Source organism: Bradyrhizobium sp. ma5 (assembly GCF_042258955.1).
GTDB lineage: Bacteria > Pseudomonadota > Alphaproteobacteria > Rhizobiales > Xanthobacteraceae > Bradyrhizobium.
Genome location: NZ_CP170156.1, coordinates 8299223 through 8318609 on the forward strand (window position 1 = coordinate 8299223; position 19387 = coordinate 8318609).

The following is a 19387-nucleotide window of genomic DNA, read 5'->3' on the forward strand; positions in this document are numbered from 1 at the left end:
ACGTCCTGCCCCCAGAGTTATGTCGTCGCCTCCCGCACGAGTTCCTCGGCCGCCTCGGCCAGAAGCTCGTCGGATGCTTCGCCATAAACTGACTCGCGGCCGATTTCCAGCAGCGCGGGCACGGCAAGCGGAGAAACGTGGTCGAGGTCCTTGTGGGTGATTCGGCCGTGGATGCGCGAAAGCATGTCGCTGAGGCGGCGGAGATCGAGCAATCCCGTGGCGGCATCGCCGCGCGCGGCGCGCAGCAGCACGTGGTCGGCCTGGTGCTTGCGCAGCACGTCGTAGATCAAATCGGTCGAGAACAGCACCTGGCGGCGCGACTTCTCCTCGTCGGTGAAGCGGCGCGCGATCAGCCCCGAGATGATGGCGCAGTTGCGGAAGGTGCGCTTCATCAGCGCGGATTCCGCAAGCCACGCTTCGAGGTCGTCGCCGAGCATGTCGGGATCGAACAGCGCGTTGAGATCGAGCTTGCCATGCCGGATCATGAAGGAGAGATCGCCGACGCCCCAGACCGCGAGCGCATATTCATTGGCGACGAAGCCGAGCGGGCGGGCGCGGCCGCGCTCCAGCCGGCGCGTCAGCAGCATGCCGAGCGTCTGGTGCGCGAGCCGGCCCTCGAAGGGGTAGCAGACCAGGTAATGGCTGCCACCCCGCGGAAAGGTTTCCACCAGCAGTTCGCGCGCCGCGGGCACCCGCGAGAACTTTCGCTGCAGCGACAGCCAGTCGTGCACCTGGTCCGGCAATCCGTTCCAGGCCCTGCTGTTGTCCAGCAGTTTCCGCACGCGTTCGGCGAGATAGGTCGACAGCGGGAACTTGCCGCCCATGTAGGACGGCACTTTTGCATCTTTGTCATTGGCGCGGGAGACATAGACCTGGTCTTCAACCAAGGCCTCGTAGCGCACCACCTCACCGCCAAAGACGAAAGTGTCGGCGGGCACGAGGCCTTCGATGAAGACCTCCTCGATCTCGCCGAGCATCCGGCCGCCGCGGGCGATCGCGCCGGTCGAACCGCTCCCGCCGGCGCGCGAGCGCACCAACCGCACCTTCAGCATGGTCTCCTCGACGATGGTGCCGACGTTGAGGCGGTAGCTCTGCCGCACCTTGGGATTGGTGACGCGCCAGCGGCCCTGCTTGTCCTGCTTGATGCGCGCGAAGCGCTCATAGGTCTTCAGCGCGTAGCCGCCGGTCGCGACGAAGTCGACGACGTCATCGAAATCGGTTCGCGCCAGCGACGCGTAGGGCGCCGCGGTCCTGACCTCATCGTAGAGTTCATCGGACAGGAACGGCTTGCCGCAGGCGCAGCCGAGTACGTGCTGGGCCAGAACGTCGAGCGCGCCCAAGCGCAAGGGCGGCGTGTCCTGCGCATTCTCCGCGATTGCGTCGATCGCGACGGCGCATTCCAGCACCTCGAAGCGATTGGCCGGCACCAGCACGGCGCGCGAGGCCTCGTCGAAACGGTGGTTGGCGCGGCCGATCCGCTGCATCAGCCGCGATGAGCCTTTTGGGGCGCCGATATTGATGACAAGGTCGACATCGCCCCAGTCGACGCCGAGGTCGAGCGAGGAGGTGCAGACCACACCGCGCAGCCGGCCGGCGGCCATCGCGTCCTCGACCTTGCGGCGCTGCGCGACATCGAGCGAGCCGTGATGCAGCGCGATTGCGAGCCCGTCGTCGTTCATGCGCCACAGATCCTGGAACAGCATCTCGGCCTGGCTGCGGGTGTTGACGAACACCAGCGTGGTCTTGTTGCGCTTGATCAGCTCATAGACCTCGGGCAGTGCGTGGCGCGCGCTGTGGCCGGACCACGGCAGCCGCTCCCGCGTGTCGAGCATCTCGACCACCGGCGGCGCAGCGCCGCCGGCGATCACGACGTCGGCGGACACGCTCTCGCCGCCCGGCTGCGGCACCAGGAAACGCGCAAGTTGTTCCGGCTCGGCCACCGTAGCCGAAAGACCGATGGCGCGCGCCTGCGGTGCAATGGTCCAGAGCCGCGCAAGCCCGAGCGACAGCAGGTCACCACGCTTGGAGGTGACCAGCGCATGCAACTCGTCGAGCACGATGCGCTTCAGCGAGGCGAACAGAAACGGCGCGTCGTCGGAGGCCAGCAGCAGCGCCAGCTGTTCCGGCGTGGTGAGCAGAATGTCCGGCGGATAGCGCCGCTGCCGCTGCCGCCGCGACACCGGCGTGTCGCCGGTGCGGGTCTCGATCCGGATCGGCAGCCCCATCTCGGCCACCGGCGTCTCCAGATTGCGCGCGATGTCGACCGCGAGCGCCTTCAGCGGCGAGATGTAGAGCGTATGCAGCCCGCTGGAACGGCGAACGCCGCGGCCGGTAGAGACGACTTTTGGCCTCGGATCGGCTGCGACAGCCGCCTCACTCGCTTGCCGGAGCGGTTTGCTGCCACCCGGTTCGCCCGCCAATTCCACCAGCGTCGGCAGGAACCCTGCCAGCGTCTTGCCGGCGCCGGTCGGCGCGATCAGCAGCGCGGAACGTTCCTCGCGCGCCTTCGCCAGCAGCGCGAGCTGATGCTCGCGCGGCGACCAGCCGCGTGAGGTGAACCAGTCGCGAAACCGGCGCGGCAAGAGATCGGCCGTTTCCGACGGCGGGACGGAAAAGAGATCGAGCGTCGACACGCCCAAGAGGTAGGTGGTTCAGCGGGTTTCGTCGAGGGCGGACGAAAATGGCGGCAGGTGGCAGGGGGTGCCGCCCTTCACGTCGTCCCGGCGAAGGCCGGGACCCATTACCCCAATGCGAGTTGTGGGGTGACGCTGGGGCCGCAGCCTTCCATGTCACAGATAACGGTGGTTATGGGTCCCGGCCTTCGCCGGGACGACGAAACAGAGTTGCCCGCCCTACTCCGTCATCGGCTCGCCGGAGAGGTCCCAGTCCTTGCCGTTGAAGATCGAGACATAGAGCGTCTTCATCGGCGTGTAGTCGTCGGGCGTATAGCTGTAATTGATGCCGTCGAGGAAATAGGGCGAGTGGAAACCGGCCAGCGTGGTGGCGTGCTTCAGCACGTTGGCTCGGGTCAGATCGTCGCCGCAGCGGCGCAGGATTTCGCCCATCGTCGCCGCCTGGCCGTAGCCGGCGAAGGCGATGGTGTTATCAGGATCGATGTTCGGCAGGTACTTCTTGCGCAGCTCCTCGAACGCGACTACATCCGCATCCTTCTCGTAGCGGGGCACGCCGACTTCCTTGTTGTAGCGGATCGCGACGATGTCCTTGGCGTTCTCGAGCCCCGCAGCGCTCAGGATCGAGCGACCGGTCGAGCCCGCCGACAACAGCTGCAGCGGCTTCCAGCCGAGCTCGGCCACCTTGCGGATCGACTGCGACGTCGCCTTGCCGGTGCTGATGTTGTAGAACACGTCGGCGCCCGACTTCGAGAGATTGATGAGCTGGGAATCGACCGTCGGATCGGTGAGATCGTAGGTCTGCTCCATGATCACCTGTGCCTTGCCGCCTGCATCGGCCAGCACCTTCTTGAACGGACCGAGGAAGTCGCGGCCGAAATCGTCGTTCTGATAGAGGATGCCGATCTTCGCGTTCGGCTTCACGCTGACGACGTGCTTGGCAAGGATGCGGGCTTCGGTCGGATAGAGCGGCAGGCCCGCCATGGTCCACTTGTTGTTCTTCGGATCGTTCCATTTCGAGGCGCCGGTGTTGAGCAACAGCTGCGGCACTCCTTTGGAATTGAGGTATTTGTGCACGGCTGTCTGCGGCGCGGTGCCGAGCGAGCCATAGAGCGCCAGCACCTCCTCCTGCTCGACCAGGCGGCGCGTCGCCTCGACGCATTTCGGCGCGCTGTAGGCGTCGTCCATGGTGAGGAATTTCACCTTGCGGCCGTTGATGCCGCCCTTGTCGTTCAGCATCTGGAAATAGGCTTCGCCGACGCGGCCGAGCACGCCGTAGAGCGAGCCGGGGCCGGAATGCGGCACGGTCTGGCCGAGCTTGATCTCGGTGTCGCTCGAACCCGGATCGTACTTCTTGTCGGCGGCCCGGACGAACGGCGCAGGCAGCACGGACACTGCGATCGCGGACAATGCGGTGGCGCCGAACTCGCGCCGCGTATGTTTTTTCATTGTTTCTCTCCCTGAGGCGAAAAGCTCTCGCATTCCGCCCTGCGCCGGGCAAGCGCGAAGTCACCGCTTTGCGGCGCAATGCCGCGTCACGGCAAATGCGTAGCGTGTAGACTCAAGTTGGGATCGGCATGCGAAGGATCGCGCTCTTATCCTCCCCTTGAGGGGGAGGATCGACGCGAATGCAATGAGCGGCGAGGTGGGGTGAAAGTCTCTCCACCTCAGCGCTGCTCGTGTTGAGGGATTCACCCCACCCCGGCTCTCATTTCGCTTCGCTCAATGTGAACCGACCCTCCCCCTCCAGGGGAGGGTAAGAGCATCACGGCTTGACGGCCACGGCGACGAGCCCGGGCGCCGGGATGTTGTCCTCATTGCGCGCCGAGAGATCGTCGAGCAGAGCCAGCGTCAACCCGGCGGCGGCGGCGGAGGCGCGCACGTACGGCGCACTGTGGGCGTAACGCAATCCTTCGCCGAGGATGACACCCTCGCCATCATGGGTCTCGGTGGTGAAGGCGAGCACGCCGCCCCCGACCAGCACGCGCGCGGCCTCGGCGAGCACCGGCGCGAGATCGGCGACATAGACCATCGCATCGGCCGCGAGGATCAATTCGGCGCTGGCGTCCGGCTTGCCTGAAATGCCCTTCAGCATGTCGTCGACCTCGAGCTCGGCATAGAACCCGGTGGCACGCGACTTGTCGATCATGCGCGGCGACAGGTCGATGCCGATGAATCGATCGACGTGATCAGCGAATGCAGCAGCCGCGAGGCCGGTGCCGCAGCCGAGATCGATCGCGCGCTTGAAGAACGCCGGCTTCCTCGCAGAGGCGCGCACCGACAGCACCGCCTTGAACAGCAGTGCCGGGCCGCGATAGCCGAGATCGCCGACCAGCGCGGCCTCGAAGCGCGGTGCATATTGATCGAACAACGTCTGCACATAGCCCGGCGGCATCGCGCTGACGGCCTCGACGCCGAGCTGCATCAAATGCAGGCCGGCGCCGTGGCGGTCTTCGGGATCGGCATCGCGCGCGGCGCGGAAGGCTGCGATCGCGGCTTCACGCTGGCCGAGCTCGAGGCGGACCTTGCCCAGCGTGTACCAGGCCGACGGGAATTTCGGTACCAGCTCGATCGCCTGTTCGAGCAGCTCGGCGGCGGCCGGCAGATCACCCTTCAATTGCAGGTCGCGCGCGAACCCGTAGCGGCGGTCGGCAACGAGGTCGCCGGAGGACAGAAACAGGCGGGGGGCCATTCGCTTTCTAAGGAACCATCTGGGCCGGGGTCCGGCCATCCATCAAAGCACGGACTCTTTCCGGAGATGGATGCGCGGGTCAAGCCCGCGCATGACGGCTAAACATCGCGGAGAGAGCGCCTATATAGAGAGAATGCGCCCGCAAGATATCCTGATGCCCGTCCCGGCCGGGCTTTGCTGCAAGCCCGGCGGCTTCCACATCGATCCTGTCAGGCCGGTCGAACGGGCACTGATCACGCATGGCCATTCCGACCATGCGCGGCCGGGCCACGGCGCGGTGCTTGCGACCCAGGAAACGCTCGACATGATGCGGCTGCGCTACGGCGAGAATTTCGCCGGCTCAGTGCAGGCGGTCGCTTACGGCGAGGAGATCAGGCTCGGCGACGTCACGGTGACCTTTCATCCCGCCGGGCATGTGTTGGGCTCCGCGCAGATATCGGTCACCTGCAAGGACACCCGCATCGTCGCCTCCGGCGACTACAAGGACGCGCGCGACCCGACCTGCGCGCCGTTCGAGCTGGTGCCCTGCGATGTCTTCATCACGGAGGCGACTTTTGGTCTTCCGGTGTTTCGCCATGGCGATGCCGCCGAAGAGGTGAAGAAACTGCTGGCCTCCGCAAAACTGTTTCCGGAACGCGCACACCTGGTCGGCGCCTATTCGCTCGGCAAGGCACAGCGCGTGATCGCGCTGCTGCGCGAGGCCGGCTACGACGCGCCGATCTATCTGCACGGCGCGATGGAGAAGATCACCTATTATTACCAGGAGCGCGGCATTCCGCTCGGCGAGCTCCGGCCCGCGCGCGGCATGAAGAAGGCCGAACTCGCCGGCACCATCACGCTGGCACCGCCGAGCGCGACATCAGACGTCTGGACCCGGCGCTTTCCCGATCCGGTCACGGCTTTTGCGTCGGGCTGGATGCGCGTGCGCGCCCGCGCGCGGCAAGGCGGCATCGAGCTGCCGCTGGTGATCTCGGATCACGCCGACTGGAACGGGCTGACGGCGACGGTCGCAGCCACTGGTGCAGGCGAGATCTGGGTTACCCACGGCCAGGAAGATGCGCTGGTGCATTGGTGCAAGAGCAAGGGCCTTGCGGCGCGGCCGCTCGATCTGGTCGGCTATGGCGACGAGGACGAAAGCGAGCCGGCAGCGGTCAACGGCGAGGCCCAGCCTGCCGGCGAGGACCAGCCCGTCGGCGAGACCAAGAAGCCATGAACCGCTTTGCCGAGTTGCTCGACCGCCTCGCCTACGAGCCGGGCCGCAACAACAAGATCAAGCTGCTGGTTGGCTACTTTCGCGAGACCGAGGATCCCGACCGCGGCTACGCGCTGGCGGCGCTGACCGGCGCGCTGTCGTTCAAGCACGCCAAGCCGGGCTTGATCCGCGACCTGATCACCGAACGCACCGACCCGGCGCTGTTCGGCTACTCGTATGATTATGTCGGCGATCTCTCCGAGACCGTCGCGCTGATGTGGCCGAAGGCGGAGCTGCCGGGCCACAACAACCCGCCGCCTCCCACCCTCACCGACGTCGTCACCACGCTGCGCACGCTCGGCAAGGCCGAACTGCCGGCGCAGCTGGCGCGCTGGCTGGACGAGCTCGACGAGACCGGGCGCTGGGCGCTGCTGAAACTCGTCACCGGCGCGATGCGGATCGGGATCTCGGCGCGGCTGGCGAAGACCGCGGCGGCGGCGCTCGGCGAGAAGGACCCGCACGAAATCGAGCTGATGTGGCCGGGCCTGTCGCCGCCCTATCTCGAATTGTTCGCCTGGCTCGAAGGCCGCGGCGACAAGCCGGTCAATAGCGATCCGACGCCGTTCCGCCCGGTGATGCTGGCGCATGCGATCGAGGATAGCGATTTTGCCAATCTCGACGCCGCCGATTTCAGCGCGGAATGGAAGTGGGACGGCATCCGCGTGCAGGCTGTCGCCGGCCACGACGCGCGCGGCCATATTCAGGCGCGGCTCTATTCGCGCACCGGCGAGGACATCACCGGCAGCTTCCCCGACCTCGTGCCGTCGCTGCATCTTCCCGGCGCGATCGACGGCGAATTGCTGGTGCTGCGCGACGGCCGCGTGCAGACCTTCAACGTGTTGCAGCAGCGGCTGAACCGCAAGGTGGTCTCGCCGAAGCTGATCAAGGAGTTTCCGATCCATCTGCGTGCCTACGACCTGCTCGGCGACGGCGAAAACGATTTGCGCGAGCTGCCCTTCACCGAACGCCGCGCGCATCTCGAAGCCTTCGTCACCAGGTTGAACGATCCGCGCATCGATCTGTCGCCGACGGTTCCGTTCGCGAGCTGGCAAGAACTGGCTGCGGCGCGCGCCGATCCGAAGAGCGCGGGCGCCAGCGACGACGCCGACGCGGTCGAAGGCGTGATGGTGAAGCGGCGCGACGCGCCCTATCTGCCCGGACGGCCGAAGGGCCCATGGTGGAAGTGGAAGCGCGATCCGCACATCATCGACGCGGTGCTGATGTATGCCCAGCGCGGCCACGGCAAGCGCTCGTCCTATTATTCCGACTACACGTTCGGGGTCTGGACCCGTGGAGAGGCCGGCGACGAGCTGGTGCCGGTCGGCAAAGCGTATTTCGGCTTCACCGACGAGGAACTGCTGCAGATCGACCGCTTCGTCCGCCGCAACACCACCGAGAAGTTCGGCCCGGTGCGGCATGTCGTGCACGAGCCGGATCAGGGGCTGGTGCTGGAAGTCGCCTTCGAGGGCTTACAGCGCTCGCCGCGTCACAAATCCGGCGTCGCGATGCGCTTTCCCCGGATCAGTCGCCTGCGCTGGGACAAGCCGCCGCGCGAGGCCGACCGGCTGGAGACACTTGAACGGATGTTAATCTCCATGACAGGAAGTTAAACCCGCAAGCCGCAGGGCAGCCATTGATCGCGGCCCACGGTTTCCCATGTGCTGCGCCGTGACCTATAATGCGGGCGATTCCGCGGGAGATAGCAATGCCAGACAACATCCGGGACTTGCCGGCCGGCCACAGCCAGAGTGACGGCCTGTACCGCTTTCTCGGCGGATCGCCGCTCTCGGTGGCGTTCCGGCTGATCCTGCTCTCGATCCTGGTCGGCGTTGTGCTCGCCGCGATCGGCCTCGACCCATGGAACATTCTGTACAGCGTCCGCCGGCTATTCCAGAGCCTCTGGGATTTCGGCTTCGACGCGATCAACTGGGCGTGGCGCTACTTCCTGCTCGGCGCCGTGATCGTGGTCCCGATCTGGCTGTTGTCGCGGCTGTTCGGCGCGCCGCGCGGCCGCTGATCCCAGGGAAAGCCCGCAGCCGATGCAATTGCAATTTGTCGGCTGCGGCGATGCGTTCGGCTCCGGAGGCCGCTTCAACACCTGCTTCCATGTCAGCGGCGCGCGCGTCAATTTCCTGATCGACTGCGGCGCCTCCTCGCTGCCGGCGCTGAAGCGGCTCGAGATCGACCGCGACGCGATCGACCTGATTCTGATCACGCATTTCCATGGCGATCATTTCGCCGGCCTGCCGTTCTTCCTGCTCGACGCGCAATTCTCCCGCCGCACCCGGCCGCTCGTGATCGCCGGGCCGCAAGGCATCGAAACGAAGTTGCCTGAGGTGATGGAGGTGATGTTCGAGCATTCCTCCAAGACCAAGCAACGCTTCGATCTGTCCGTCGTCACGCTCGCACCGCAGGAGCGGCGCAGCTTCGGCGAGGTGGCCGTGACGCCCTACCCCGTGGTGCACGGCGAATCCGGTGGACCGTTTCTCGCCTACCGCGTCGAGGCCGAAGGCCGCGTCGTCAGCTACAGCGCCGACACCGAGTGGACCGACGCGCTGATCCCGGCCGCGCAGAACGCCGACCTCGTCATCACTGAGGCCTATACCTACGACAAGATGGTCAGGAACCATCTCAGCCTGAAAACACTGGAGGCGCATTTGCCGGCCATCAATGCCAAGCGCGTGGTGCTGACCCATATGAGCGACGACATGCTCGGCCGCGTCGACGACCTGCCCTACACGGCGGCGAGTGACGGCATGGTCGTGGCGTTTTGACCGTGCGATTGCCTTGCAGGCCACCCCGCCCCTCCGCCACCGCATTGCTCTGAGGACAATTCGGGCATGGTCGCGCGACGGATGTCGCGATACAAGCGCATATTCCTTGCAACTGTAGCTATGCACGCACCCGTTCACCCGAAGATCACGACCCGCCAGGTGTTCGCCATCGCCGGTCCCGCGATGGTCGCCAACCTGACCACGCCGCTGATCGGCATCGTCTCGACCACCGCGATCGGCCGTCTCGACGATGCCGCGCTGCTCGGCGGGGTGGCGATGGCCTCGGTGTTCTTCGACTGCCTGTTCTGGCTGTTCGCCTTCCTGCGCATGAGCACGCTGGCCTTCACCGCGCAGGCGCAGGGCGCGGGCGAGCCGCAGGAATATGCCGCCATCCTGGTGCGCGGCTTCATCGTCGCCGGCCTGATCGGCGCGGCGCTGATCGCCTTGCAGGTGCCGCTCGCCGCAATCACATTCCAGCTGATGGGCGGCAGCGAAGGCGTCACGCGCGCCGCCAAGAGCTATTTCATGATCCGGATCTGGTCGGCGCCGCTGGCGCTCGCCAATTACGTCATCCTGGGCTGGCTGGTCGGGCAGGCACGCGCCAATCTGGCTCTGGTGCTGCAGATCGTGATCAACCTGATCAACATGGCCGCAACCGTGCTGCTGGTGCAGGTCTACGGCGCCGGCATCGCCGGGGCCGCGATCGCAGCGGTGCTCGCCGAGACCAGCGGCTTCGCTGCCGGCATCGTGGTGGCATGGCGGATCTCGCAGGGCGGCTTTGCCGTGCCTGCGGCCACGCTGTTCGACCGCGCCAAGCTGATGCGCATGCTGGCCGTCAACCGCGACATCATGGTCCGCACCGCGGCGCTGATCGTCGTGTTCCTGTTCTTCACCGCCAAGGGCGCGCGCGAAGGCGACGTCACGCTGGCGGCGAATTCGGTGCTGAACAATTTCCTGCTGGTGAGCGCCTTCTTCCTCGACGGCCTCGCCAACGCCGCGCAACAGCTCTGCGGCCGCGCCTTCGGCGCCCGCGACGCGCGCGGCTTTGCCGATTCAACCCGGCTGGTGCTGCTGTGGGGCATAGGCTTCGCGCTGGTCGTCTCGGTGCTGTTCGCGCTGTTCGGGCCGGCGCTGATCAATCTGATGACGACCAGCGAGGGCGTGCGCAGCTCAGCGCGCGAGTTCCTGGTGTTCGTGATCCTGGCACCTCTGCCCGGCGTGTTCGCGTTCGGCTTTGACGGCATCTATGTCGGCGCGACCTGGGCGCGCGAGATGCGCAACTTGATGCTGGCCTCGCTCGCGATCTTCCTCGCCACCTGGTGGGCGCTCAGCGGATTCGGCAACACCGGTCTCTGGATTGCGCTGCTCGGCTTCTACGTCGCGCGCGGCGGCCTGCAGGGCCTGCGCTATCCGGCGCTGCTGAGGAAGACGTTCAAATCGTAGCTCGTAGCCCGGATGGAGCGATGCTCTGCTTCCTCGCCCCGCTCTTGCGGGGAAAGGGCTGGGGTGAGGGGCTGTCTCCGCGCAATGGCAAGAGCCGATACGCGGAAGCTCCCCCTCACCCGGATCGCATCTGCGATGCGACGCAGCCGAAGCTCTGCTTCGGCGTTCTAAACGGCCGCCGAAGGCGGCCTACGCCTCTCCCCGCAAGCGGGGCGAGGTAAGAACACTATCGCACCGGCCAATCCTCGGCCGTAATGGTCGCAGCATCGGCACCGACAATTTCCGACAGCGAGTCGCGGCCGGTCCGCAGCAGGGTCGAGGACAGATCGCGCTTGATGTCGTCGACCAGGCCGATGCCCTTGTAGACCAGCGAGGAATAGAGCTGGATCAGGCTGGCCCCGGCGCGGATCTTGGTCAGCGCGGCGCCGCCGCTATCGATGCCGCCGACGCCGATCAGCGGAAATGCGCCTTCGACACGGACATAGGTCTCGGCGACCATTCGCGTCGAGAGACGGAACAGCGGACGTCCCGACAGGCCGCCCTGCTCCCTGGCGCGGTTCTCCTCGCGCAAGGTCGTGGGCCGCGCCAGCGTGGTGTTGGCGACGATCATGCCGTCGACGCGCCGCGAGCGGGCAATATGCACGACATCGTCGAGCTCGGCGAGGCTGAGGTCCGGCGCGACCTTCAGCAGCACCGGCGAATCGCCGGCGTTCTTGCGCACGCGCTCGCGGGTATCGATCACCCGCGCCAGCAAATCGTCGAGCGCGGCCGATTGCTGCAGATTGCGCAGGCCCGGCGTATTCGGCGAGGAGACGTTGACGGTGAAATAGCTCGCGACCGGGGCGAACGTCTCGATCAGCTTCACATAATCGGCGACGCGGTCGGTCGAATCCTTGTTGGCCCCGACATTGACCCCGATGATGCCGCTGCCGTTGGCGCGCGCCGCGAGCCGGCGCAGCACGGCTTCCTCGCCGTCATTGTTGAAGCCCATGCGGTTGATGACGGCCTCGTCGCGCTCGAGGCGAAACAGCCGCGGCCGCGGGTTGCCGGCCTGCGGCTTCGGCGTCACCGAGCCGATCTCGACAAAGCCGAATCCCAGCCGCAGCAGCGCGTCGGGCACCTCGGCGCTCTTGTCGAAGCCCGCCGCCATGCCGATCGGATTCGGAAAGTTCAGCCCGAAGGCGCGCACCGCGAGCTTGGGATCATCTGGCCGCTGCCGGATCGGCGGCAGCAGCTTCAGGCCCTGGATCGCCATGCGATGAGCATCTTCCGGATCGAACCAGCGCAGCAGCGGCAGCGAGAAGGCATCGAAGGCACGGATCACGGCTTGAGCTCCGGAACGTCGTGGCCGCCGTCGGAGCGCGCGCGCAGGCTGAGGATTTCGGTGACCGCGCCGAGGTCGAGTTCGCCATAGAGATGCGGGAACAATTCGTCATTGCGCGAGCGTTCCCAGCGCAAGGCGTCGCCGAGCGCATCCGCATCGACCGCGACCAGGAACAGGCCGGTTTGCCCGTGGTAGTGCTTGCGCGCGGTCTCGGCCACCTGGGCGGCGGTCGAAAAATGGATGAAGCCGTCGCGATTGTCGTCCGCACTGCCCCGGTAGACGCCCTGCCGCTCGGCCTCGCGCCAGGCCGAAGCGGGAGTGATTTTGTAGATCATGGGCACGGCCCGGCCTTCCCTTTTGTCCTTGAGTCTCTTGGGGTTTTATCCGGATTTGAGGGGAAATGCCCCGCACGCCATTCGGCGAGCGAGGGACCGTATCGGCGGCGGCGTCGCAACTCAAGCGGTGCCAGGGCACATCCGACGGCAGATTTGCGGAAACGCCCAGTTTCAGGTAATAATTCCTACCATCCGGGGTATCCTCGATGGCCAAACAGCCCAAAGCCGCCCGACCGCTGACCCACGCGCAGGTCTGGGCCGCGCTCGACCGGCTCGCCGAACGCGCCGGCCTGTCGCCATCAGGCCTTGCCAAGCAATCCGGTCTCGACCCGACCACCTTCAACAAGTCCAAGCGCGTGACTGGCGACGGGCGCGAGCGCTGGCCGTCGACCGAATCGCTCTCCAAGGCGCTGGCCGCGAGCAATGCCAGCATGGAGACCTTCGTGCAGTTGCTCGGTGATGGTCCGCGCGGCGGCCAATCGGTGCCGTTGATCGGTTTCGCGCAGGCCGGCGCCGGCGGCTATTTCGACGACTCTGGCTTTCCCGCCGGCAAGGGCTGGGATGAAGTGGCTCTGCCGGCGACATCAGACGAGCACGCCTATGCACTGGAGATCGAGGGCGACTCGATGAAGCCGGCCTATCGCGAAGGTGACATCATCGTGGTGTCACCCGCGACCGCGATCCGCCGCGGCGACCGCGTCGTGGTGCGCACGACCGGCGGCGAGGTGATGGTGAAGGAACTGAAGCGACGCACCGGCAAGGTACTGGAACTCGCATCGCTCAATCCGGAGCACCCCGACCGCATGCTCGATGCCGAGGAAGTCACGTGGATCGCGCGCGTGGTGTGGGCGAGCCAGTAAGCTATTTCGCCGCGCTCTGACTCTGCATCCGGTCCTGGTGCACGAGCGACCAGACATAGGCGGCGACTGCGTCGACATCGCCGTCGGTGAGGTCGCCGTCGCGCCCCGGCGCGAGCGCGATATTGTTGCGAATGGTCTTCTTGATCATCGCGAGACTGTCGCCCCAGATCAGGCTTCCGACCGTCAGGTCATTGCCGTTGCTGGTCCCCTTCGCATCGTGGCCGTGGCATTGAAAGCAGGTTCCGTTCGCCGCCTCGCCGTGAAAGATGCGGTCGCCGAGCACCACCTGCTCGAGCGTCGCATCGACCGACACCGGGAGCGATGCAACGTCCGGCCGCGGCCCGTCCGCGCGGCCGGTTGTCGGGAACATGATCGCAGCGAATGCTACTGCAACCGCTCCGATCCGGATCGATTCCAGGCCAGCCGACAATGTCGCCATGGTACGCCTCCGCTTCTGCGCTGGCGTATTCTGCCGCACAGCGAGCGGACGACAATCAGGATCAAGGGCGTAGTCGCGCGCCCTCCCGGACCCTCCGCCTACGTCGCGTAGTCCGGCTCCTTGCGGTCGAGCATCCGCTTCAGCGCATCGAAATGCCGCTGCGAGGGACTTGGGCCGTTGTAGAGGTGGTCGTCGCGGAAATCGCGCTTGGTCTTCTCCACCACATGCTGCGGCAATTGCTTGAGCGGCTGCTGAGTCCACATCGCATAGATTTGCACCTGCGCGGCGCGCTCGATGTAATAGAGCCGGTCATAGGCATCGGCGACGGTCTCGCCGACGGTCGAGATGCCATGGTTGGCCATGAACAGGATGGTCTTGTTACCGATCACCCTGGCCAGCCGCGCGCCTTCCTCGGGATTGAGCGCAGGGCCGGTGTAGAGATCGTCATAGGCGATCGCCTCCGACAGCCCGACCTCGGTCTGGCCGATCTCCTTGATGCGCGGATCCTCGAGCCGCGTCAGCGCGCTCGCATACGGCATATGGGTGTGGAACACCGCCTTGGCCTGCGGCAGCGCCTTGTGGATCGGCGCATGGATGCAAAAGCAGGATCGCTCGACCTCGCCCTCGCCGCGCTTCACCTCGGCATCGTCGATGCCGACCTCCATGAAGGACGACGCGGTGACCTCCGACCAGTGCATGCCGAACGGGATCTGGTAGTAGCGATCGGTGCGGCCGGGCACCACGAAGGTGAGATGATTGAAGATGCCTTCCGAAAAGCCGTGGATGTAGGCGAGCCGATGCGCGGCCGCGAGATCGACCCGCGCCTGCCATTCCTCGGCGCTCGTACTATCCTGCAGCGATGTCGGCGAAACCCTGAACTGCATGCGCATGCTCCCATCTGTGCCGGCCTCTCGACGGAGGCCGTGCTGATTTTATGGGGCGGAGTGTAACGCAATCCGGCGCAACCCCGGCTGAAATTGCCGGGGATCAGCCATCCGCATTTTGCGGCGCTACGCCGCAGCCGTATGGTGGGTTAGCCGAAGGCGTAACCCACCGCTCGTCCGCGACACAGGTGGTGGGTTACGCTTCGCTAACCCACCCTACTCGGTTCCCTACGACGACCGCGCCAGCGCGCCGTCGATCATGTTGACCGCGTTCTGCACGCCGTAGACCGCGACGAAGGAGCCGAAGCGCGGGCCCTTCTCCTGGCCGAGCAGCACCTGGTAGAGCATGTTGAACCAGTCGAGCGAGACGCCGGGCCGGCCGTCCTTGCCCTTCTTGACCATGTCGAGGAACGGCTCGCGGCGGCCGATCTCGTAGACCACGTTCTGGATGTCTTCCGCGGTCGCATCCGCCGGCATGTTGGCGAGGGCATCGCGCAGGTCTTGCAGCGCGGCGCGCTCAGCTTCAGTGGGCTCGCGGAACTGCTTGGTCGGCGCCACAAAGTCGCGATAGTAGTTGATGGCATAACCGACCATCGCATCGAGCTTCGGATGGCTCTCGGGCGTCACGCCCGGCCGGTAGCGGCCGATGAAGCCCCACAGCGTCGCGGCGTTCTCCGCATTCGACGACGACACCAGCGTCAGCAAGAGCTGGAAGGTGACGGGCATGTCGGCCTGCGGCGGCTTGCCGGAATGGATGTGCCAGACCGGATTTTGCAGCTGCTGCCGCGGCTCCTGCCGCGTGAAGCCGTCGAGGAACTGCTGGTAGTCGTCGACATTGCGCGGGATGACGTCGAAATAGAGCCGCTTCGCCGCCTTGGGCTCGCGGTACATGAACAGCGACAGCGATTCCGGCGAGGCGTAGCGCAGCCATTCGTCGATCGTGAGCCCGTTGCCCTTCGACTTCGAGATCTTCTGGCCCTTCTCGTCGAGGAACAGCTCGTAGTTGAAGCCCTCCGGCGGCGTGCCGCCGAGCGCCGCGCAGATCTTGGCGGACAGCTTCACCGAATCGATCAGGTCCTTGCCGGCCATTTCATAGTCGACGCCGAGCGCGTACCAGCGCATCGCCCAATCCGGCTTCCATTGCAGCTTGCAGCGGCCGCCGGTGACGGGAACGGTGACGCTCTCCTTGGTCTCGGGATCCTCATAGGAGATCGTGCCGGCCTTGGCGTCGTGCGCCGTCACCGGCACGTAGAGCACGAGGCCGGTGCGCGGACAGATCGGCAGGAACGGCGAGTAGCTCGCCGCCCGCTCCTCGCGCAGTGACGGCAGCATGATCGCCATCACCTTCTCGATCCGCTCCAGCATGCGCAGCAGCGCGGCATCGAACCGGCCGGAGGTGTAATACTCGGTCGAGCTCGCGAATTCGTAGTCGAAGCCGAACTGATCGAGGAAGGCGCGCAGCCGCGCATTATTGTGCTGGCCGAAGCTCGGATGGGTGCCGAACGGATCGGGCACCTTGGTCAGCGGCTTGCCGAGATACTGCGCCAGCATTTCCTTGTTCGGCACATTGTCCGGCACCTTGCGCAAGCCATCCATGTCGTCGGAGAAGGCGAGCAGGCGCGTCTTGATCTTGTCCTCGGTGAGCACGCGAAAGGCGTGGCGCACCATCGTGGTTCGCGCGACTTCGCCGAAGGTGCCGATATGCGGCAGGCCCGAGGGGCCATAGCCGGTCTCGAACAGCACCTCGTCCTTCGGATTTTTCTTCAGCCGCGCCACAATCGCTTTCGCCTGCTCGAACGGCCAGGCGTTGGATTGTTCGGCGAGCGCCCGCAGGTCGCTCGGGCTGGCAGCAAGATCAATCACGGACATTTCTTCAGGCTTTCTCCAAAACGGCCGCGAAAACTAACGCTTTCGCGGCAAAATGCAAAACTGCGCTCCCTCGCCCCGCTCTTGCGGGGAGAGATAAGGACCACAGCGTCAGAACGGACTGATCGAGAAATAGCGCAGCCACAGATCGGTGAAGCGGCCTTTTTCCCAGATCCGGAACAGCGCCCAGTTCAGCGACTGCCGGAGCAGATCGTTGCCCTTGCGCACGGCGATGCCGACACCCTCGCCGAAATAGCGGCTTTCGACAAAGGGCCCGCCCGAAAACGCGCAGCATTCGGAGGAATCGGTGCCGTTGATCCAGAACGCGAGCGAGATCGCATCGCCAAAGATGAAGTCGACCTCGCCGCGGCGCAGCGCCGCGCGCAGCGCGTCGCTATCCGGATAGGAATGGATCTCGGCGTCGGTGAACATCGCCTTGAGGTAGGCCTCGTGCGAGGTGCCGGCGATGACGCCGACCTTCTTGCCCTCGAGATATTCCGGGCGGATTTCCGGCATCACGTTGTCGCGGCGCGACGCGAAGCGCGCCGGCGCACGGTAATAGGGATCGGTGAAATCGACCTTGGCGCGCAGTTGCGGCGTCACCGCCATCGACGCGATGATGGCATCGCCCCGGTTGGTCCCCAGTGCATCGATCAGGGTCTCGAAGCGGCGCATCTGGATGGTGCAGGTGACCTTGATCTCGTCGCAGAGCGCGCGCGCCAGGTCGACATTGAAGCCGGCCGGATTGCCGTCAGGACCGGTGAAGTTGAACGGCGGATAATCGGTCTCGGTCAGGAAGCGGATCACGGTGAGGCGTGACAAGTCGGGCCGATCGGGCCGTCGTCGCGGGTCCCAGAAGCCCGGCACCGCTTGCGGCGCGGCCTCGGCCGCCTTGGGCGGCTGGTTCGGAGGCGACGGGGCGGCAGCTGCCGGCGGCGTTGCTACCGGGGGCGTCGCTGGTGCCGCTTGTGCGGGGACAGGCTTGGCGGGCGCAGCTGGCGCAGGTGCTGTCTTCGCCGCCGGGGTCTGTGCCGGCGGTACCGGAGGCGTCTGTGCGACCGCTGATCCCGCCATGGCCAGCACGACGGCCGCCATCAATCCCGCCGCCAGGCGAAGCTGGCGCGAGCGGACGGCAAAAGGCTGGGCAGACGGATTTGGCATAACCGGCAATATCAGGGAATTGAACGGCTTATAGACCATTCGGCGCCCGAATCGAGCGCCGAATGGGTTAATTCTGAACCGGAAATGGCGGTTAGAGATACCGTTTGAGATCGACGGCCGCCTCTTCTGGCGTGCGTTTCAGATTGAACGGCGCGACGAAATGGCCGTCGCGGTCCATCAAATAGATCAGCGCGGTGTGATCCATCGTGTAGTCGCCATCCTTCAGCGGCACCTTCTTGGCGTAGACCCGGTAGCTCGACAGCACCTTGGCGATCGCGGCGGGATCGCCGGTCAGGCCTTTGAGGTGCGGATCGAAGCTCGACAGGTAATCCTTCATCGCCGTGGCGGTGTCGCGTTCCGGGTCGACCGAGACGAAATAGGCGTTCACGCGGTCGGCGTCCTTGCCCATCGCCTTCAGGACCTCCGAAATCTCGAACAGCGAGGTCGGGCAGATGTCCGGGCAGTGGGTGAAGCCGAAGAAGATCAGCGTCGGCTTGCCCTGGAGGTTCTTGTCGGTGACGGTCTGCCCGGCCTGGTCGGTGAGCTGGAACGGCCCGCCGATCGCGGCCGGCGCGGCGACGGTGCGCAGGCCGCCGACCGCCCACAACATGAGGAACAGGCCGACCGCCAGACTGCCCGCGAAGGCAGCAAAGATCACCAATGGGCGCGTGGTCCGGGGCATGATGCGAGGGCGTCCTTGTCAGAAGCAGGCGGCGATGCCGGCCGTGATCATTTCGAAAAACACCGCGGTCCCGTAGTGGAACCAGAGCGCGGCAGCGGCGAGCAAGGCCAATCCGCCGATTCCGGCAGCGCCCCACAGGATTGCAGATGCCACCCGGCCCTGCGGAGCCGTCACGAGCTCGGATCGGGTGGAGATCGGCTGAACCATGCGGTTGAGATAAGCCGGGTTCCGGCAGGCAGCAAGCGCAATGGCCGTCGCGGGCCGTCAAATGATAGCGAGGCGATTACGAGCGAACACCTCGTGATGCCTGGCTTGCCGGTAGAGGGCGCTCGCCGAGATCAGCAGCTCAGTGCGCGGGCTCGGCGGGTTTCGGCGCCGAGGCTTGGGCGTTGAGGTAGCACGGTTTGTACAGCGCCTGCAGTTGCTTGCCGCGCAGGAAGATCATGTGCCGGGTCAGGCCACCGCGGTCCATGATCCATTTGCGGACCGCCGGCGGGTACATCAGGTACAGCATATGGGTGGCTTCGGGATTCGGGACCGGGCGGCCGTTGTCGCCGTAATCCCAGGCGGCATGGAAGCCGAGGCTGGCGTGTGAGGTCACACAGATCCGGTCATGCGGGACCTTGCCGAGCACGATGGTGCAGGCCGAGGCGCACAGCCCGTCGATGATCACGGTCTCACCCGATGTGCGCAGGTCCTGATACTTGTCGACATAGATGCCGATCTTGCCGCCGCGATCGTCGGCGATCCTGACCACTGCCTGAGACGCCCCCATTCCCGCCAGCAGGAGAACCGCAGCGAGCAACCCCGTCATCAACTTCATTTGGCCAGCCCCAGTCGAAACCGAATCTGTTGGTCTGTGATGCAAGACAATCGTGAGCGTGTTGCCGCCGCCGATTTTTGTCCAGACGAGCGAAGCCAGTCAAAACAAATTCAAATTGGGTGTTGCGCGGGCGCTGCAGTGACGTGTGGAAAAGGTCCCAAACTGGAACAACTTGCCGCAACTGTTTGATGCCTCGGCGCCACAGGCAAGGTCCATTTGACG

General features: G+C 65.6%; 18 protein-coding genes. 6 read left to right on the plus strand and 12 right to left on the minus strand.

Features of this window, described 5'->3' with window-relative positions; translation table 11 throughout:
• Positions 1-17 precede the first annotated feature (17 nt).
• From ACE103_RS39255 to ACE103_RS39265, 3 genes are all read right to left on the minus strand, one after another.
• A complete protein-coding gene (locus ACE103_RS39255; protein WP_375781270.1) occupies positions 18-2633 on the minus strand; it encodes a ligase-associated DNA damage response DEXH box helicase in 2616 nt (871 codons plus the stop codon).
• A gap of 219 nt (positions 2634-2852) precedes the next feature.
• Positions 2853-4079, minus strand: coding sequence for an ABC transporter substrate-binding protein (locus ACE103_RS39260; protein WP_375777335.1), 1227 nt, complete (start codon positions 4077-4079; stop codon positions 2853-2855).
• 316 nt (positions 4080-4395) lie between these two features.
• Positions 4396-5322 carry a methyltransferase domain-containing protein gene (locus tag ACE103_RS39265; protein ID WP_375777336.1) on the minus strand — a complete coding sequence of 309 codons (927 nt, stop codon included), beginning with the start codon at positions 5320-5322 and terminating at the stop codon, positions 4396-4398.
• A 133-nt stretch (positions 5323-5455) separates the two neighbouring features.
• Between ACE103_RS39265 and ACE103_RS39270 the strand changes: the two genes are divergently transcribed.
• The 5 genes from ACE103_RS39270 (at position 5456) to ACE103_RS39290 (ending at position 10791) form a co-directional block, all read left to right on the plus strand.
• Positions 5456-6535, plus strand: a complete 1080-nt coding sequence (locus ACE103_RS39270; RefSeq protein ID WP_375777337.1) for a ligase-associated DNA damage response exonuclease — start codon at positions 5456-5458, stop codon at positions 6533-6535.
• Positions 6532-8184, plus strand: a complete 1653-nt coding sequence (locus ACE103_RS39275) for a cisplatin damage response ATP-dependent DNA ligase (RefSeq protein WP_375777338.1) — start codon at positions 6532-6534, stop codon at positions 8182-8184. The genes ACE103_RS39270 and ACE103_RS39275 overlap by 4 nt, the downstream gene beginning before the upstream one ends.
• A gap of 95 nt (positions 8185-8279) precedes the next feature.
• Positions 8280-8591 carry a DUF6460 domain-containing protein gene (locus tag ACE103_RS39280; RefSeq protein ID WP_375777339.1) on the plus strand — a complete coding sequence of 104 codons (312 nt, stop codon included), beginning with the start codon at positions 8280-8282 and terminating at the stop codon, positions 8589-8591.
• Positions 8592-8613: 22 nt separating this feature from the next.
• A complete protein-coding gene (locus tag ACE103_RS39285) occupies positions 8614-9348 on the plus strand; it encodes an MBL fold metallo-hydrolase (protein WP_375777340.1) in 735 nt (244 codons plus the stop codon).
• 120 nt (positions 9349-9468) lie between these two features.
• Positions 9469-10791, plus strand: a complete 1323-nt coding sequence (locus ACE103_RS39290) for an MATE family efflux transporter (RefSeq protein ID WP_375777341.1) — start codon at positions 9469-9471, stop codon at positions 10789-10791.
• 226 nt (positions 10792-11017) lie between these two features.
• Here ACE103_RS39290 and ACE103_RS39295 read toward each other — a convergent pair whose 3' ends face one another.
• Entirely contained in the window at positions 11018-12115 is a 1098-nt protein-coding gene (locus ACE103_RS39295) for a quinone-dependent dihydroorotate dehydrogenase (protein ID WP_223966075.1), read from the minus strand.
• Positions 12112-12456: a DUF952 domain-containing protein gene (locus ACE103_RS39300; protein ID WP_163153508.1), complete on the minus strand. Its 345-nt coding sequence runs from the start codon at positions 12454-12456 to the stop codon at positions 12112-12114. Before ACE103_RS39300 ends, ACE103_RS39295 begins: the two co-directional genes overlap by 4 nt.
• Before the next feature lie 200 nt (positions 12457-12656).
• Between ACE103_RS39300 and ACE103_RS39305 the strand changes: the two genes are divergently transcribed.
• Positions 12657-13310, plus strand: coding sequence for a helix-turn-helix transcriptional regulator (locus ACE103_RS39305; RefSeq protein ID WP_223966072.1), 654 nt, complete (start codon positions 12657-12659; stop codon positions 13308-13310).
• A gap of 1 nt (position 13311) precedes the next feature.
• On the opposite strand, the gene ACE103_RS39310 is transcribed toward ACE103_RS39305, so the two are convergent.
• From ACE103_RS39310 to ACE103_RS39340, 7 genes are all read right to left on the minus strand, one after another.
• On the minus strand, positions 13312-13749 hold the full coding sequence (locus ACE103_RS39310; protein WP_375777342.1) for a c-type cytochrome: 438 nt from the start codon (positions 13747-13749) through the stop codon (positions 13312-13314).
• 98 nt (positions 13750-13847) lie between these two features.
• On the minus strand, positions 13848-14633 hold the full coding sequence (locus tag ACE103_RS39315; RefSeq protein ID WP_375777343.1) for a class II aldolase/adducin family protein: 786 nt from the start codon (positions 14631-14633) through the stop codon (positions 13848-13850).
• A 228-nt stretch (positions 14634-14861) separates the two neighbouring features.
• Positions 14862-16502: a lysine--tRNA ligase gene (locus ACE103_RS39320; RefSeq protein ID WP_223966069.1), complete on the minus strand. Its 1641-nt coding sequence runs from the start codon at positions 16500-16502 to the stop codon at positions 14862-14864.
• Between the two features lie 108 nt (positions 16503-16610).
• Positions 16611-17660 (minus strand): transporter substrate-binding domain-containing protein, encoded by a 1050-nt coding sequence (locus tag ACE103_RS39325; RefSeq protein ID WP_375777344.1) that lies wholly within the window; start codon positions 17658-17660, stop codon positions 16611-16613.
• Between the two features lie 91 nt (positions 17661-17751).
• Complete coding sequence (locus tag ACE103_RS39330) at positions 17752-18342, minus strand: SCO family protein (RefSeq protein ID WP_375777345.1); 591 nt, start codon at positions 18340-18342, stop codon at positions 17752-17754.
• A gap of 18 nt (positions 18343-18360) precedes the next feature.
• The gene (locus ACE103_RS39335) at positions 18361-18495 is read right to left on the minus strand and encodes a hypothetical protein (RefSeq protein ID WP_263009965.1); all 135 of its coding nucleotides are present in this window, start codon (positions 18493-18495) and stop codon (positions 18361-18363) included.
• Between the two features lie 193 nt (positions 18496-18688).
• A complete protein-coding gene (locus tag ACE103_RS39340; RefSeq protein ID WP_375777346.1) occupies positions 18689-19165 on the minus strand; it encodes a hypothetical protein in 477 nt (158 codons plus the stop codon).
• Positions 19166-19387 lie beyond the last annotated feature (222 nt).